This is a genomic window from Pseudomonas sp. 3JA (genome assembly GCF_036961705.1).
GTDB classification, from domain to species: domain Bacteria; phylum Pseudomonadota; class Gammaproteobacteria; order Pseudomonadales; family Pseudomonadaceae; genus Aquipseudomonas; species Aquipseudomonas fluorescens_Q.
Window position 1 is genome coordinate 1 of record NZ_JBAMDJ010000039.1, and the last position, 15,370, is coordinate 15,370.

General features: G+C 61.2%; 13 protein-coding genes and 4 tRNA genes. 9 read left to right on the top strand and 8 right to left on the bottom strand.

Annotation, left to right across the window (positions count from 1 at the left end):
• Window positions 1–501 precede the first annotated feature (501 nt).
• Entirely contained in the window at window positions 502–873 is a 372-nt protein-coding gene (locus tag V7773_RS24395) for a DUF6124 family protein (protein ID WP_336075663.1), read from the top strand.
• A 187-nt stretch (window positions 874–1,060) separates the two neighbouring features.
• Here the strand turns inward: V7773_RS24395 and V7773_RS24400 are convergent, their stop codons facing one another.
• The 4 genes from V7773_RS24400 to V7773_RS24415 all read right to left on the bottom strand — a co-directional run bounded on the left by V7773_RS24400 (window position 1,061) and on the right by V7773_RS24415 (window position 5,358).
• Window positions 1,061–2,407 carry a sigma-54-dependent transcriptional regulator gene (locus V7773_RS24400; protein ID WP_336075665.1) on the bottom strand — a complete coding sequence of 449 codons (1,347 nt, stop codon included), beginning with the start codon at window positions 2,405–2,407 and terminating at the stop codon, window positions 1,061–1,063.
• A complete protein-coding gene (locus V7773_RS24405; protein WP_063324318.1) occupies window positions 2,404–3,993 on the bottom strand; it encodes a two-component system sensor histidine kinase NtrB in 1,590 nt (529 codons plus the stop codon). Before V7773_RS24405 ends, V7773_RS24400 begins: the two co-directional genes overlap by 4 nt.
• Window positions 3,983–4,216 carry a PP0621 family protein gene (locus V7773_RS24410; protein WP_063324319.1) on the bottom strand — a complete coding sequence of 78 codons (234 nt, stop codon included), beginning with the start codon at window positions 4,214–4,216 and terminating at the stop codon, window positions 3,983–3,985. The genes V7773_RS24405 and V7773_RS24410 overlap by 11 nt, the downstream gene beginning before the upstream one ends.
• Window positions 4,217–4,341: 125 nt before the next feature.
• Window positions 4,342–5,358, bottom strand: a complete 1,017-nt coding sequence (locus V7773_RS24415; protein WP_092150403.1) for an outer membrane protein assembly factor BamD — start codon at window positions 5,356–5,358, stop codon at window positions 4,342–4,344.
• 150 nt (window positions 5,359–5,508) lie between these two features.
• On the opposite strand from V7773_RS24415, the gene rluD reads away from it, so the two are divergent.
• The 8 genes from rluD (at window position 5,509) to V7773_RS24455 (ending at window position 12,499) form a co-directional block, all read left to right on the top strand.
• Entirely contained in the window at window positions 5,509–6,471 is a 963-nt protein-coding gene (gene rluD / locus V7773_RS24420) for a 23S rRNA pseudouridine(1911/1915/1917) synthase RluD (protein WP_063324322.1), read from the top strand.
• Window positions 6,468–7,193: a peptidoglycan editing factor PgeF gene (gene pgeF / locus V7773_RS24425; RefSeq protein WP_336075669.1), complete on the top strand. Its 726-nt coding sequence runs from the start codon at window positions 6,468–6,470 to the stop codon at window positions 7,191–7,193. Before rluD ends, pgeF begins: the two co-directional genes overlap by 4 nt.
• A gap of 130 nt (window positions 7,194–7,323) precedes the next feature.
• Complete coding sequence (gene clpB / locus V7773_RS24430) at window positions 7,324–9,888, top strand: ATP-dependent chaperone ClpB (protein WP_053125348.1); 2,565 nt, start codon at window positions 7,324–7,326, stop codon at window positions 9,886–9,888.
• Window positions 9,889–10,315: 427 nt separating this feature from the next.
• Window positions 10,316–10,391, top strand: a tRNA-Asn gene (locus tag V7773_RS24435).
• A 7-nt stretch (window positions 10,392–10,398) separates the two neighbouring features.
• A tRNA-Pro gene (locus V7773_RS24440) sits at window positions 10,399–10,475 on the top strand.
• A 5-nt stretch (window positions 10,476–10,480) separates the two neighbouring features.
• A tRNA-Lys gene (locus V7773_RS24445) sits at window positions 10,481–10,556 on the top strand.
• A 93-nt stretch (window positions 10,557–10,649) separates the two neighbouring features.
• Window positions 10,650–10,726 (top strand) — tRNA-Pro (locus V7773_RS24450).
• A 147-nt stretch (window positions 10,727–10,873) separates the two neighbouring features.
• Entirely contained in the window at window positions 10,874–12,499 is a 1,626-nt protein-coding gene (locus V7773_RS24455) for a methyl-accepting chemotaxis protein (RefSeq protein ID WP_092150409.1), read from the top strand.
• A 67-nt stretch (window positions 12,500–12,566) separates the two neighbouring features.
• On the opposite strand, the gene V7773_RS24460 is transcribed toward V7773_RS24455, so the two are convergent.
• The 4 genes from V7773_RS24460 to V7773_RS24475 all read right to left on the bottom strand — a co-directional run bounded on the left by V7773_RS24460 (window position 12,567) and on the right by V7773_RS24475 (window position 15,311).
• On the bottom strand, window positions 12,567–13,865 hold the full coding sequence (locus tag V7773_RS24460) for an NAD(P)/FAD-dependent oxidoreductase (protein ID WP_063324325.1): 1,299 nt from the start codon (window positions 13,863–13,865) through the stop codon (window positions 12,567–12,569).
• 69 nt (window positions 13,866–13,934) lie between these two features.
• Window positions 13,935–14,108 carry a DUF3094 domain-containing protein gene (locus V7773_RS24465; RefSeq protein WP_003205686.1) on the bottom strand — a complete coding sequence of 58 codons (174 nt, stop codon included), beginning with the start codon at window positions 14,106–14,108 and terminating at the stop codon, window positions 13,935–13,937.
• Window positions 14,109–14,160: 52 nt separating this feature from the next.
• Window positions 14,161–14,688, bottom strand: coding sequence for an MOSC domain-containing protein (locus V7773_RS24470; protein ID WP_336075675.1), 528 nt, complete (start codon window positions 14,686–14,688; stop codon window positions 14,161–14,163).
• Window positions 14,685–15,311: a DUF1780 domain-containing protein gene (locus V7773_RS24475; protein WP_003205682.1), complete on the bottom strand. Its 627-nt coding sequence runs from the start codon at window positions 15,309–15,311 to the stop codon at window positions 14,685–14,687. The genes V7773_RS24470 and V7773_RS24475 overlap by 4 nt, the downstream gene beginning before the upstream one ends.
• Window positions 15,312–15,370 lie beyond the last annotated feature (59 nt).

The following is a 15,370-nucleotide window of genomic DNA, read 5'->3' on the forward strand; positions in this document are numbered from 1 at the left end:
ACGGAGCAATGCCGGAGTGAGGGCACACCGAGCCTAGGCGAGGTGCCGAGTGGTGGGGCAGAAGCGCTTTGGTTACTTTCGCGCTTTTCGAAAGTGACCCGCCGTCAGGGCGGAACCCTAAGTGGCCGTTACCGCAGAAACGGATATACACACTCCCGATGCCCTGACAGCCAAACCAGATTTGTGAGAAAGGTCGGACAAAATTCTGAATCGAGATGAATTTTCCGACGATCTCTGGCGGTTGCCGAGTGGGAAGGGCTCTCGCTAACCTTTCCCCGTCGCTGCCAATTCAGCGTCCGGGCGTCGCGGCCCGCTAACTTGGTGCATAATCCAGCCCTCGACGGTGCTTCGGCATTTGTCGTTTTGTCATGGCTGGCTGTACGTGGGATACCTTCGGGTATGCCGGGTATCCAAGTTCTCGGTCCGCGAACCTGCGTACAGCTGCCACCTCCAATCGCGTCGCGGCGATCGGTGGCAGCTCCAATAACTTGGAGATGCACGATGATCAAGGTTACACCCAATCCTCCCGAAACCGATTCCACATCAGCTCAAAACGGGCTCGATTCTCAAAAACTCGACGAAGCCGCCCAGCGCGCTCTCGACTATTACCTAGCCCCAAAGCCAAAGCCTGAAGCCAAAAAGAAACCATCCTCAAACCAGCTATTCACCGTCGTGGAGGGCATTGACACCGAGTGCCTCCTCGCCAACCTCAGCGAAACCCTGGCCTCAGCCAACGCAACAATCAGCGACCTGGCCTTCGAACTCGACGGCTCGCGACGGCATGTTGCATTGGGCGTGCAACAGCTGATCGAGTTGAGTGAGTTGCTAGCCAATCGTGTGCTGGACGAGCAGGTGCCGGTGGCGGAGGTCTAGAAGAACGGCCAAGGCGAACACAGCACCTGTGGCGAGGGAGCTTGCTCCCGCTGGGCTGCGCAGCAGCCCCAAAAGCAGCGACTCAATCAACCTGGCACACTGAGGTGCAAGGTTCGGGTCTGCTTCGCAGCCCAGCGGGAGCAAGCTCCCTCGCCACATGGGGCAGCATGGGCTGGAAAACCGTGGCTCAATCCAGCCCGAGTTTCTTCAACCGATAGCGCATCGACCGAAACGACAACTTCAACCGCTGCGCCGCCGCCGTGCGGTTCCAGCGGGTTTCCTCCAGGGCCTGGAGGATCAGCTTGCGTTCGACGTCTTCCAGGTAGTCTTCCAGGTTATCGACCTGCATCAAGTCGGGGTTGCCCGGCTCTGCGCTGCCATTGCCCTCGGCCAAACGCAGGTCATCCGCTTCGATCTGCTGCTGTTCGCAAAGGGTGTAGGCCCGTTCGAGCATGTTCTCCAGTTCACGCACGTTGCCCGGGAAACGGTAACTCTTGAGAGCGTCCAACGCCTGGGGATGCAACTTGACCGGTGGACTGCCTGTGTTGGCTGCCAGGCGCAGAAGCATGTGATTGGCCAGCAGCTCGATGTCTTCGCGGCGTTCACGCAATGGCGGGACGCGCAGTTCGATGACGTTCAGCCGGTAATACAAATCCTGGCGAAAGCGCCCGGCGGCCACTTCGCCGTCCAGATCCTTGTGGGTCGCAGAGAGGATGCGCACGTCCACCACTTCTTCCTGCTGGCCGCCAACAGCGCGCACGGCCTTTTCCTGGATCGCCCGCAACAGCTTGACCTGCATCGCCAAGGGCAGGTCGGCCACTTCATCGAGGAACAAGGTCCCGCCATGGGCGGCCTGGAACAAACCTGGCTTGTCCTCGATGGCGCCGCTGAAGCTGCCTTTTCGATGGCCGAAAAACTCACTTTCCATCAGCTCCGTGGGAATTGCCCCACAGTTGACCGGTACAAAGGGCAGGTTGGCACGGGGGCCTTGTTCGTGGATCAGCCGGGCGACCAGTTCCTTGCCGCAGCCCGATTCCCCGCTGATGTACACCGGTGCCTGGCTGCGGGCGAGTTTTTCGATCTGCTTGCGCACGCTGAGCATGGGGGGCGAGTCGCCCAGCAGGCTGCGCTCGAGGGTGGTGCCAGGCGTGGCGACCGGCGGCAGGCGCAGGGCACTGGTGACCAGTTCCCGCAGCCGACCCAGGTCTACCGGTTTGGTCAGGAAGTCGAAGGCGCCGGCCTTGAGGGCGTCGATGGCGGTTTCCAGGCTGCCGTAGGCGGTGATCATTGCCACGGGGAGCTGGGGGTAACGCTGCTGGATGTGTTGCACCAGTTCCAGGCCGGTGCCGTCGGGCAGGCGCATGTCGGTCAGGCACAGGTCGAAGGCCTCGCCGGCCAGCAGGTTCTGGGCTTCGGCGAGGTTCTTGGCGCTGCGGGTGTCGAGTTTCATCCGGCCCAGGGTGATGTCCAGGAGTTCGCGGATGTCCGGTTCGTCATCGACGATCAGGATTCGTTGCCGTGAGCGTGTATTCAAATCTGTTTCCGTCCGTGAGCAAAGGTGATGCGAAAGCAACCGCCGCCTTGGCGTGGTTTGAAGTCTAGGCGGGCCTGGTTGCTTTCGCACAGCTCACGGGACAGATAGAGCCCAAGGCCGGTGCCCTGGCTGCTGGTGGTGAAGAAGGGTTCGAATAAATGTGCCTGTTGCTCTGGCGTCACGCCAGGGCCGTTGTCGATGATGTCCAGGGTGGATAACTGGCTGTGGGGGTCGATGAACAGTTTCAGCCAGGCCTCGGCCTGTTCGTGGGCCATGGCGCTGTGGCGCCAGGCGTTGCGCAGCAGGTTGTCGAGTACCTGGGTCAACTGGTCGGGGTCCATCAGCGTGGTGTAGTCACCCGGGTCGATGCTCAGGTGCAAGTGCTGGTGCTCGGCCATGCTTTCACGGGCCTGCCGGACGAACTGGTCGAGCCAGGTTCGCAGGTCGAGGCGTTGGGGGGTGGTTTGCTGGCGACGAGACAGCTGCAGGACGTTTTCAATGACGCGGTTCATTCGTTGGGAGTGATCTTGAATAATCTGCGTCAGACGCCGATCCGCGTTGTTCAGTTCCTCGGATTCGCGCAGTAATTGCGCTGCGTGGCTGATGGCGCCCAAGGGGTTGCGGATTTCATGGGCGATGCCAGCAGTGAGGCGCCCGAGGGAAGCGAGTTTCAGTTGCTGGGCCTGCTGCGCAACCTGGGCCAGGTCCTCAAGGAATACCAGCAACTGCTGTTGATCGTAATGCCCCAAGGCGATGAAGCTCGGTTGCAGGGTCAGGCCTGTGCCGGTCACGGTCAGGCTGGGAGGGCGCAGGCTGGGGTTGTTCAGCCACAATTGCAGGCGTTCGACCAAGGCGGTGCAATAGTCATCGATGCGCTGGCCGACCAGGTCGTGTATGCCCAGCAGGTTCAAGGCGCTTTCGTTGGCCAATTGCACGCGCCGCTCGCGGTCGAGCACCAGGATACCGGTGCGCATGCGTTGCAGGATCAGTGCGTTGAGCGCTTCGAGGCCGATCACCTCGCTGGCTCGTTGCTCGGCCAGGGTTTCACTGGCTTCCAGTCGCCGGGTCAGGCCCTGTACCAGCAGGGCGGCGGCAAAACACAGCGCCCCGAGGGTGCCGGCTTGCAGATAACTGCTGGGACGGTTTGAATCGCTCAGGCCGAGGAAAAAAGTCGACCCGACGATACCGATCGTGGCGACAGCGGCGATCAACAGGCCGACCCGGCTTCGCAACAGCGTATTGCCGATGGCTACCGAGACAATGAGCAGGTTGCCGATGGCACTGGGCACACCGCCCGCGGCGAAGAACAGCCACGAAAGCAGCAGAACGTCGGTGAGGGCCAGGCCGAACAGCCGGGCGGGGCGGCGAATGTTCTCAAGGAACACCACCAGCAGGATGTTCAGCACCAGGTACAACCAGCTGCCGTTGCGCAGCAGGTCGTCGTTGGCGAACTCCAGCAGGCGGTTGTCCAGCTTGCTGGAGATCAGCAGCACCAGGGTGATGCCGATGCTCAGGCGATACAGGTGATAGAGACGCAGCAGGCGCTGCGCTTGTTTTTCGCGTGGGCTTGAGGCCTCAGCGATCACGAGTGCCCGGGCCTTGCTCGAGATGAGCCTGGCTGCAATACCATTGTTGTTCGAGGGCCAGGGCCCGGTCACGGGGCAGGTGTACGCCGCAATGGGCGCAACGAACCATGGGTGGTGCGTCCTGCTCCCGGGGAGCGTTCGGCGCGGATGAGGTGCTCTTGAACTTGCGCCAGAACCATACCGCGGCGGCAATCAGGGCGATCCAGAACAGTAAACGAAGCATGATGGGCGGCTTTTTGGCTAGAGATCAGGCAGTTTAGCCAAGGACAGGAACGGCGCACAGCGCAATAAAACCCAGGCATAAAAAAGGGAGACCCGCGGGTCTCCCTTTTTGCTGAGGCCTTGGCCTCAGTCGAACATACCGAAGGTCATGTAGCTGAACCAGGAGCGATCGGTGGATTCGCTCTCAGGCTCTTCTTCTTCGATCACGTCGCCATTTTCGTCCTTGGGCTTGAGCTCGTTTGGAATGGCTTCCTTGGCGTCCTGGAACTGACGCTGCACGTCCTGGTTGGCGCGGGTTTCGCCCGGCGGCAGAGGTGGACGGGACTCGATCAGGCCCAGGGTCGCCTTGCTCAGCCACGAACGGTTGTCCGCTTCGTCGACCCGTGGGGTGAACTGGCCATCGACCAGGGATGGGTGATCCGGGTAGTTCAGCTTGAGGGTTTCCAGGCTGGTGGCCGCCAGGTCGTCCAGGTGCAGGCGCTGGTAGGCTTCGGTCATCACGGCCAGGCCGTCACCCACCGAAGGGGTTTCCTGGAAGTTTTCCACTACGTAGCGGCCACGGTTGGCGGCGGCAACGTAGGCCTGACGCGTCAGGTAGTAGTCGGCCACGTGGATTTCGTAGGAGGCCAGCAGGTTGCGCAGGTAGATCATGCGCTGCTTGGCGTCCGGCGAGTAGCGGCTGTTGGGGAAGCGGCTGGTCAGTTGGGCGAACTCATTGTAGGAGTCGCGCGCGGCGCCCGGGTCACGCTTGGTCATGTCCAGCGGCAGGAAGCGCGCCAGCAGGCCGACGTCCTGGTCGAAGGAGGTCAGGCCCTTGAGGTAATAGGCGTAATCGACATTCGGGTGCTGCGGGTGCAGGCGAATGAAACGCTCGGCGGCGGACTTGGCTGCTTCCGGCTCGGCGTTCTTGTAGTTGGCGTAGATCAGCTCCAGCTGGGCCTGATCGGCGTAGCGACCGAACGGATACCGCGACTCCAGCGCCTTCAGCTTGGCAGTGGCGCTGGTATAGCTGTTGTTGTCCAGGTCGTTCTGCGCCTGTTGGTACAGTTCGACTTCGCTCAGGTTTTCGTCTACGACTTCCTTCGACGAGCAAGCAGCAGTCAATGCGAGGATGGCGATCAGCAGCAGGTGTTTCACTTGCATGGCGGCTTGCGTCCCTATGACGGCCGCTGTCTTGGGCGGGGCCGTCCTGTTATGATGAGCGCCCCGTTGAAAGCCTCGGGGCAAAAGACGCCGTATTTAACCACAAGCGCGCAGCCGAAACCAAAGGCTGTGCCGACGCCCAGTCCGAGCATGTCCGATAAAATAGAACTTCGCGCAGAGGTGCCGTCCGAATTGGGCGGCCAACGCCTCGATCAAGTCGCCGCACAACTCTTTGCCGAGCACTCTCGCTCGCGCCTTTCCGCCTGGATCAAGGACGGCCGCCTGACTGTGGATGGGGCGGTGATCCGCCCGCGCGACATCGTCCACGGCGGTGCCATTCTCGAGCTGACTGCCGAACAGGAGGCCCAGGGAGAATGGGTCGCCCAGGACATCGCCCTGGACATCGTCTATGAAGACGAAGACATCCTGGTGATCAACAAGCCTGCGGGCCTGGTGGTGCACCCGGCGGCTGGGCATGCTGATGGCACCTTGCTCAATGCCTTGCTGCACCACGTACCGGACATTATCAATGTGCCGCGTGCTGGCATCGTCCATCGCCTGGACAAGGACACCACCGGTCTGATGGTGGTGGCCAAGACCATCCAGGCGCAGACACAGCTGGTCACACAGCTGCAAAGCCGCAGCGTCAGCCGTATCTATGAATGCATCGTGATCGGGGTCGTCACCGCCGGTGGCAAGATCAACGCCCCTATCGGTCGTCACGGCCAGCAGCGCCAACGCATGGCGGTGATGGAGGGCGGCAAGCAGGCGGTCAGCCATTATCGCGTGCTCGAGCGTTTCCGCTCCCACACCCATGTGCGGGTCAAGCTGGAAACCGGCCGGACCCACCAGATCCGTGTGCACATGGCCCACATCAACTTCCCGTTGGTGGGTGACCCGGCCTACGGCGGTCGTTTCCGCATTCCGCCGGCTGCCAGCCAGACCATGGTCGAATCGCTGAAGAATTTCCCGCGCCAGGCGTTGCATGCACGTTTCCTGGAGCTGGACCATCCGACGACCGGCAAGCGCATGAGCTGGGAGTCGCCGTTGCCGGATGACTTCGTCTGGCTGCTGACGTTGCTCAAGCAGGACCGCGAGGCGTTCATCGGATGAGTGACTGGCTGATACCCGACTGGCCCGCGCCGGCCGGGGTCAAGGCCTGCATCACGACCCGTGAGGGTGGCGTCAGCCTGGCGCCGTTCGACAGCCTCAACCTGGGCGATCATGTCGGCGACGATCCAGCGGCCGTCGCCGAAAACCGTCGTCGCCTCACCGATCAATTCGCCATCACCCCGGCCTGGCTACAGCAGGTCCACGGCATTGCCGTGGTCGAGGCTGATCCGGCCCAGGTGGCGACCGCCGATGCCAGTTGGACCGACACGCCCGGTATCGCCTGCACCGCGATGACGGCGGACTGCCTGCCTGTGCTGTTCTGCAACCGTGCCGGCACCCGCGTCGCGGCGGCCCATGCCGGCTGGCGCGGGCTGGCGAACGGCGTGCTGGAAGCCACCCTCGACAGCCTTGCGGTGCCCGCGGATGAAGTCCTCGCCTGGCTCGGCCCGGCCATCGGCCCGCAAGCGTTTGAAGTCGGGCCGGAAGTCCGTGAAGCCTTCATCGCGCAACTGCCCCAGGCAGCCCAAGCCTTTGCCGCGAGCCCAAACGCCGGCAAGTTCCTCGCCGATATCTACGCGTTGGCACGGCTGCGCCTGGCCGCACGTGGTGTCACGGCCGTCTACGGTGGCGGTCTCTGCACCGTGACCGACCCTCGTTTCTTTTCCTACCGCCGCAACCCGCGCACCGGTCGCTTCGCTTCGCTGATCTGGATCGAACGCTAGACTTCTCTGATCTGTATCAAGGGCGCCCGGCTTGAATCTTCCAGAATCGACCACATCTATAACGGTATCTGGCAGGTTTCTTCATTCAGGATGTTTCCAAGGTCCGGCCTGCTCATTAGGAAGGTGACCCATGCGTATTGATCGTTTAACCAGCAAATTACAGTTGGCCCTGTCCGATGCCCAGTCCCTGGCCGTCGGTCTGGACCATCCCGGTATCGAACCGGCGCATTTGATGCAGGCCATGCTCGAACAGCAGGGCGGCTCCATCAAGCCCCTGCTGATGCAGGTCGGCTTTGACGTCAACAGTCTGCGCAAAGAACTGGCCAAGGAGCTCGACCAGTTACCCAAGATCCAGAATCCCACCGGTGACGTGAACATGTCCCAGGACCTGGCGCGGCTGCTCAACCAGGCCGATCGCCTGGCCCAGCAGAAGGGCGACCAGTTCATTTCCAGCGAGCTGGTGCTGCTCGCCGCCATGGACGAGAACAGCAAGCTTGGCAAATTGTTGCTCGGCCAAGGGGTGAGCAAGAAAGCGCTGGAAAATGCTATCAACAACCTGCGTGGCGGCGAAGCAGTCAACGACGCCAACCACGAGGAGTCGCGCCAGGCGCTGGACAAATACACCGTCGACCTGACCAAGCGTGCCGAGGAAGGCAAGCTCGACCCGGTGATCGGCCGCGACGATGAAATCCGCCGTACGATCCAGGTGCTGCAACGCCGCACCAAGAACAACCCGGTGCTGATCGGCGAGCCAGGTGTGGGTAAAACCGCCATTGCCGAGGGCTTGGCCCAGCGCATCATCAACGGCGAAGTGCCGGACGGCCTCAAGGGTAAACGCCTGTTGTCCCTGGACATGGGCGCCTTGATCGCCGGTGCCAAGTACCGTGGTGAATTCGAAGAACGGCTCAAGGCGTTGCTCAATGAATTGTCCAAGCAGGAAGGGCAGATCATCCTGTTCATCGACGAACTGCACACCATGGTTGGTGCGGGTAAAGGCGAAGGCTCGATGGACGCCGGCAACATGCTCAAGCCTGCGTTGGCCCGTGGCGAGTTGCACTGCGTCGGCGCGACCACGCTCAACGAATACCGCCAATATATAGAGAAGGATGCGGCGCTGGAGCGGCGCTTCCAGAAAGTGCTGGTGGAGGAGCCGAGCGAGGAAGACACCATTGCCATCCTGCGCGGCCTCAAAGAACGCTACGAAGTTCACCACAAGGTGGCGATCACCGATGGCGCGATTATCGCGGCGGCCAAGCTCAGCCACCGCTACATCACCGACCGCCAGTTGCCGGACAAGGCCATCGACCTGATCGACGAGGCCGCCAGCCGCATCCGCATGGAAATCGACTCCAAGCCCGAAGTGCTGGATCGGTTGGAGCGCCGCCTGATTCAGCTCAAGGTCGAATCCCAGGCCCTGAAGAAAGAAAGCGACGAAGCGGCGAAGAAGCGTCTGGAAAGGTTGCAGGAAGAGATCGTTCGTCACGAGCGTGAGTATTCCGACCTCGAGGAAATCTGGAACTCGGAGAAAGCCGAAGTCCAGGGTTCTGCGCAGATTCAGCAGAAGATCGAACAGTCTCGCCAGGAGCTGGAAGCGGCCCGTCGTAAAGGCGACCTCAACCGCATGGCCGAGCTGCAGTACGGGGTGATCCCGGACCTGGAGCGCAGCCTGCAAATGGTCGACCAGCACGGCAAGAGCGAAAACCAGTTGCTGCGCAGCAAGGTCACCGAGGAAGAGATTGCCGAAGTGGTCTCCAAGTGGACCGGCATTCCGGTGTCGAAAATGCTCGAAGGCGAGCGCGACAAGCTGCTGAAGATGGAAAGCCTGCTGCACCAGCGTGTGATCGGCCAGGAAGAGGCAGTCGTGGCAGTGTCCAATGCCGTACGCCGCTCCCGTGCCGGGCTGTCGGACCCTAACCGTCCGAGCGGCTCGTTCATGTTCCTCGGCCCTACGGGGGTCGGTAAAACCGAACTGTGCAAGGCGCTGGCCGAGTTCCTCTTCGACACCGAAGAGGCCATGGTGCGCATCGACATGTCCGAGTTCATGGAGAAACACTCCGTGGCGCGGCTCATCGGTGCGCCCCCGGGTTATGTCGGTTATGAAGAGGGCGGTTACCTGACCGAGGCAGTGCGTCGCAAGCCGTACTCGGTGATCCTGCTCGATGAGGTCGAGAAGGCGCATCCGGATGTGTTCAACATCCTGCTGCAAGTGCTGGAGGATGGTCGCCTGACTGACAGCCACGGGCGCACGGTGGACTTCCGTAACACGGTGATCGTGATGACCTCCAACCTGGGCTCGACGCAGATCCAGGAACTGGTGGGCGACCGCGAGGCGCAGCGCGCGGCGGTGATGGACGCGATCTCTACGCACTTCCGGCCGGAGTTCATCAACAGGGTCGACGAAGTGGTGATCTTCGAGCCATTGGCCCGTGATCAGATTGCCGGCATTACCGAGATCCAGTTGGGTCGCCTGCGCAGTCGTCTCACCGAGCGTGAGCTGAAACTGCAATTGAGCGACGAGGCATTGGACAAGCTGATTGCGGTGGGTTACGACCCGGTCTATGGCGCACGGCCGCTGAAGCGGGCGATCCAGCGCTGGATCGAAAACCCGCTGGCGCAGTTGATCCTGTCGGGTCGCTTCATGCCGGGTGAGACTGTGACCGGTACAGTGGAGAACGACGAAATCGTCTTCAACTGAGGCGATTGTCTGGGCTTTTGTGGCGAGGGAGCTTGCTCCCGTTGGGTCGCGTAGCGGCCCCTCAAAAAGCGAGGAGTGCTTCGCGCTCCAGCGGGAGCAAGCTCCCTCGCCACGGCCGATGTTCTTTTCCTGATTTATGGGGGGCTCGCTTCCAAGCGCCATTTTTTTCATCAGGCCGTTGAACTCAAAGGAAAAGGCTTGTAAAGTGCGCCCCGCAGTCAGTCACCCCAAGGGTTACTTCTCGCTGAGAAGGAATCCAAAATAAGTTGCAAATCATTGTCTTGAAAGCAATTTAAGGGGTTGACAGAGGTTTTGAAGATTGTAGAATAGCGCGCCTCAGACACACGAACGCAGCGATGCGTAAGGGTAGAAGAGGTTGAAGCTGGCTTCAACGTAGCAGCTTAAAGTAGTAACTTGAAATATCAGTTCCGTGATAGCTCAGTCGGTAGAGCAAATGACTGTTAATCATTGGGTCCCAGGTTCGAGTCCTGGTCACGGAGCCATTTCAATCGGGGTATAGCGCAGTCCGGTAGCGCGCCTGCTTTGGGAGCAGGATGTCAGGAGTTCGAATCCCCTTACCCCGACCATTTTTGGGTCGTTAGCTCAGTTGGTAGAGCAGTTGGCTTTTAACCAATTGGTCGTAGGTTCGAATCCCACACGACCCACCATTTTTGAAACCAGTTCGCTGGAATCGAATCTTAAGATCAGAGGCCAAAAGCGCTGATCGAGAAGGCGACTTGCGAAGGTCGCCTTTTTTTTACCGGGGTATAGCGCAGTCCGGTAGCGCGCCTGCTTTGGGAGCAGGATGTCAGGAGTTCGAATCCCCTTACCCCGACCATATTGAAAATCCTCGTATCGAAAGATACGGGGATTTTTTTTTGCGTGCGATAAAGCGGATTTGACTTAAGACATCGTACAACCTGCCGATAACCCGCCGACAGGGGCCTTGCCCCACTTCAGGCCAATAATAAAAAAGGCATTCCCTATGGTTCTTCGTCAGCTGAATATCGCCCCTCGTGCCGCGTTGGGTTTTGCCTTGATCGCCGTGCTGGTGGCATTGCTCGGGGTGTTCGCGCTGGGACAGATGTCGAGTATCCGTGACAGTGAAGTCGCGGTAGAGACCCAGTGGCTGCCGAGCATTCGCGGCGGTGATGAGATCCGCGAGTGGATGCTGCGGATCCGCACCATTTCCCTGCGCATGGCCCTGGACCAGGACCCGAAGAATATTGCGGTGTATCGCGGACAGATGGATACGCGCGACAAGGAGCTGAGCGAAAAAATCGCGGCCTACGAAAAGCTCGTCGTGACGCCTGAAGGCAAGGCGCTTTATGACCAGTTCAAGCAAACCTTCGCCGCTTATCGTACGGGTATCGCCCAATCCTTCACCCTGGCAGAGCAAGGGCGTCGGGACGAGCTGATCAAGCTGCTGCTGGTGGACATGAAGACCGTGGTGGACGGTTCCGGCAAACAGCTCAACGACCTGGCGGAGCTGTTCTCCAAGCAAGTGTCCATCGAGAGTCAGAAGTCCCAGGAGCACTACGCCAATTCCCGCATGATCGTCAGCCTGTTCGTTGTGCTCGCCGCCCTGGCCACGGTGGCCCTGGCCATGCTGCTCACGCGCAGTATCGTCAAACCCTTGGGTGAGGCGCTCAATGCTGCGGAGAGCGTCGCCCGGGGTGACCTGACCCGGCCAATCGAGACCCATGGCAACGACGAAGTGAGTCGCTTGCTCAAGGCGTTGGCGGCCATGCAGCAGAATCTGCGTGAGACGTTGCAGGGCATCAGCGGTTCGGCCGCGCAACTGGCCACCGCAGCCGATGAACTGAACGCCGTCACGCTCGACAGCACCCAAAGCCTGCAACAACAGAACAACGAAATTGAACAGGCTGCCACGGCCGTCACCGAAATGACCACCGCCGTGGAAGAAGTCGCGCGCAATGCGGTTTCCACTTCCGATGCCACGCGTCAGTCCAGTGAGTCGGCGTCCCTTGGGCAACAGCGAGTCAGCGACACGGTCGACGCCATCGGCGCCCTCGCCAGCGACGTGCAAGTGACTGGCGGCCTGGTGCAATCCCTGGCCAACCAATCGCAGGATATTGGCAAGGTGCTGGACGTGATCCGCGCCATCGCCGAGCAGACCAACCTGCTGGCCCTCAACGCGGCCATTGAAGCGGCCCGGGCGGGTGAGAGTGGACGTGGGTTTGCAGTGGTGGCCGATGAGGTGCGGGCGCTGGCTTATCGCACGCAGCAATCGACCCAGGAAATCGAGCAAATGGTCCAAGGCATGCGCAGCGGCGCCACCCAGGCACTCGACTCCATGCAGGCCAGCTCCAGTCGCGCCGCCAGTACCCTGGCCATGGCGGAGCGGGCGGGGGACGCGTTGCAGACCATCACGGCGTCGGTCAATGAAATCCATGAACGCAACCTGGTGATCGCCAGCGCCGCCGAAGAGCAGGCACAAGTGGCCCGCGAGGTGGATCGCAACCTGGTGAACATTCGTGATTTGTCGGTGCGTTCGGCTTCCGGCGCGGACCAGACCAGTGCGTCCAGCCATGAGTTGTCGCAACTGGCCAATTCGTTGCGCACGATGGTGCAGCGATTTCAGGTTTGATTATTGAAGGGACATTGAAGGGATGATCGCTCCCACGCAGAGCGCGGGAGCGATCATCTGTAAGGTCTCAGTGCAGTTTTAGCCGTGGCTCGGTCCCGCGCCCGATCTTGCTGCCCAGCATCAGCATGGCCGTGCGGAACATGCCGTACAGTGCCATCTGGTGCATGCGGTAGAGCGAAACGTAGAACATCCGCGCCAGCCAGCCTTCGAGCATCACGCTGCCGGTCAGGTTGCCCATCAGGTTGCCGACTGCCGAGAATCGCGACAGAGAGATCAGCGAGCCGTAGTCGGTGTATTTGTATTCGGGCAGGGCCTTGCCCTCGATCCGCAGCTTCAAGGACTTGGCCAGCAGCGAGGCCTGCTGATGCGCGGCCTGGGCACGGGGTGGGACGTTGCGCTCGCTGCCGGGTTGCGGGCAGGCGGCGCAGTCGCCGAAGGCAAAGATGTTCTCGTCGCGGCTGGTCTGCAACGTAGGCAGCACTTGCAGCTGATTGATCCGGTTGGTCTCCAGCCCGTCGATGTCCTTGAGGAAGTCCGGGGCGCGAATCCCGGCGGCCCAGACTTTCAGGCTCGCGTCGATCACTTTGCCATCTGCCGTAATCAGGCTGTCGGCGGTCACTTGGCTGACGGCGGCGTTGGTCATGACGTTGACGCCGAGTTTCTCCAGGGTCTTGTGCACCGGTCCGCCGATACGTTCCGGCAGGGCTGGCAAGACGCGTGGGCCCGCTTCGATCAGAGTGATGTGCATGTTTTCCGGTTTGATCCGGTCCAGGCCGTAGGCGTGCAGTTCGTGGGCGGCATTATGCAGCTCGGCCGCCAGTTCGACCCCGGTCGCACCGGCTCCGACAATGGCGACGCTGATGCGCTCGACGATATCGGTTTGCCCGGCGTGGGCGCGCAGATAGTGATGAAGCAGTTGCTGATGGAAGCGCTCGGCCTGTTTGCGGGTGTCGAGGAACAGGCAATGCTGCGCTGCGCCTTCGGTGCCGAAGTCATTGGTGGTGCTGCCGACGGCAATCACCAGCGTGTCGTAGCCCAGTTCCCGGGCCGGCAATAGCTCGACGCCCGCCTCATCGTAGGTGGCGGCCAGTTGGATTCTCTTGCGCTCGCGATCCAGGCCACTCATGCGCCCGAGCTGGAACTCGAAGTGGTTCCATTTTGCCTGGGCGACATAGTTGAGTTCGTCTTCGGAGGAGTTCAAGGAGCCTGCGGCCACTTCGTGCAGCAGCGGTTTCCAGATGTGGGTCAGGTTCGCGTCGACCAGCATCACACTGGCCGTGCCGCGCTTGCCCAGAGTCTTACCCAGACGGGTAGCCAACTCCAGACCGCCGGCGCCGCCGCCAACGATGACAATACGATGAGTCATGGGGATATCTCGCAAGGCTAAAGGAAATCGGTGCCGTTACCCGAGCGAGCGGCAGTGTGACTGGGCGGCTCATAGCGTCAGGTAACTGATCAGTCGGCTCAACAGGCCCAGGCCGATGGTCACGGCCAGTACCACCACCAGGAGCATCCACGGCCGGAAAGGCCGGCGCTCGACTCGGTGCTGGGACAGTTGCAGGTACTCTTCGACATGCTTCTGGTCTTCTGGGTTCAGGCGGCTGGTCATAAAGGCCTCGTCAGGTAGACGTTGCGGAATGTGAAGACGTTACAGCGTCCGGCTAGCCGGCATTGAAAGTAGCGTAGCCGCTCGCCGGAACGGGTTCGACGATCAGGCTGTCGTCCAGGCGAATGATTCCACTTTTTAACACCCGGGCGGTGATTCCGCCATGGCCGCGTACAGCCTGGAACGTACCTTCGCCGAGGTTTCGCTCCAATCGGGCACAAGGCTGGCACCAGCCGGTGGTTTCAAAAATGGCTTGGCCAATGCGAAAGCGCCGGCCCTTGAGGCTGAACAGATTGATGCCGCTGACCACAATGTTGCGTCGCAGCTCCTGTGGCAGCACGGGCCGGTCCTCGGGACGGCCCATCAGCGAGCCGATCACGGCCAGGTGCTCCCATTGGATCAGCGTCACTTGCCGCGCATTGCGCACGCCGGGGCGAGCGTGATCGCCGGTCAGCCCAGCCTCCAGGCGGGCCTCCACGGCGTCCAGTTCGATCATGGGCGCGTGGCCCTGAGGTCGTACGCCAATCCAGCGTACGCGGCCCTGCTGGGGCACAGCGGCAATCAATTCCTGCAGTGGGCTCACAGGCTGATCCCGACATCGAACACAATGCTGCGACCCAGGTTGCTGCGCAGGAAGTCCGGCGCGTCGGGGTGTGCGAACAGCACCCGGGCAAACGTCGGCCCCACCAGTGACAGCGAGCGCCAGCCCTGGCGCAGGTATTCGGTCGGCGGTGGGAAGTGACTGTTGAGGTCCAGCACTTCGCGCTTGAGGCTGGCGAAGGCGATGATGTCCAGGTCCCCCAGGTCCATGCCGCGTTCGGTGTAGTTGTGAGCTTTCTTGCGCAGGGTCGGGGCCAGCCGCATCAGGAACTCATTGGCCGGAATCCGCCGCGGCTTGGCCTCGCGACGTACCAGCTGGCTCAGGGAGAAGGCGCTGCGGCGGCGTTGCAGTTCATCGCGCCATTCGTCATTGAGGCGTCGACCTTCGTCGAGCACGAAAAACACTTCGAAATTGGCATCGCGAAACAACACGTCCGGCGGCTCGCCGGCCGGCGCGAACTCGTCGGCGCGATAAGGTACGTTCAGCCCTTGCAGCAGACGCTGGCAAACCCAACGCTCACGCTCCCATTTGCGGGCATTGGAGAGAAAGGCGTTGGCTTGCTCGGCCGCGATGGTCAGCAGGCGTAAGTAATCGGAGTCATCCATGAGCCCAAGCTTAGCGTTCAATTGCGACAAGCTGAAAGCGTTGCGTTGATTAATAGACG

What these genes read in the sequence shown, in the direction of transcription:
- V7773_RS24465 (WP_003205686.1), bottom strand. Translation starts at nt 14,108, where the DNA reads ATGACCAGCCGCCTGAACCCAGAAGACCAGAAGCATGTCGAAGAGTAC.
- V7773_RS24395 (WP_336075663.1), top strand. Translation starts at nt 502, where the DNA reads ATGATCAAGGTTACACCCAATCCTCCCGAAACCGATTCCACATCAGCT.
- V7773_RS24410 (WP_063324319.1), bottom strand. Translation starts at nt 4,216, where the DNA reads ATGCTTCGTTTACTGTTCTGGATCGCCCTGATTGCCGCCGCGGTATGG.
- clpB (WP_053125348.1), top strand. Translation starts at nt 7,324, where the DNA reads ATGCGTATTGATCGTTTAACCAGCAAATTACAGTTGGCCCTGTCCGAT.
- V7773_RS24415 (WP_092150403.1), bottom strand. Translation starts at nt 5,358, where the DNA reads ATGCAAGTGAAACACCTGCTGCTGATCGCCATCCTCGCATTGACTGCT.
- rluD (WP_063324322.1), top strand. Translation starts at nt 5,509, where the DNA reads ATGTCCGATAAAATAGAACTTCGCGCAGAGGTGCCGTCCGAATTGGGC.
- V7773_RS24460 (WP_063324325.1), bottom strand. Translation starts at nt 13,865, where the DNA reads ATGACTCATCGTATTGTCATCGTTGGCGGCGGCGCCGGCGGTCTGGAG.
- V7773_RS24455 (WP_092150409.1), top strand. Translation starts at nt 10,874, where the DNA reads ATGGTTCTTCGTCAGCTGAATATCGCCCCTCGTGCCGCGTTGGGTTTT.
- pgeF (WP_336075669.1), top strand. Translation starts at nt 6,468, where the DNA reads ATGAGTGACTGGCTGATACCCGACTGGCCCGCGCCGGCCGGGGTCAAG.
- V7773_RS24475 (WP_003205682.1), bottom strand. Translation starts at nt 15,311, where the DNA reads ATGGATGACTCCGATTACTTACGCCTGCTGACCATCGCGGCCGAGCAA.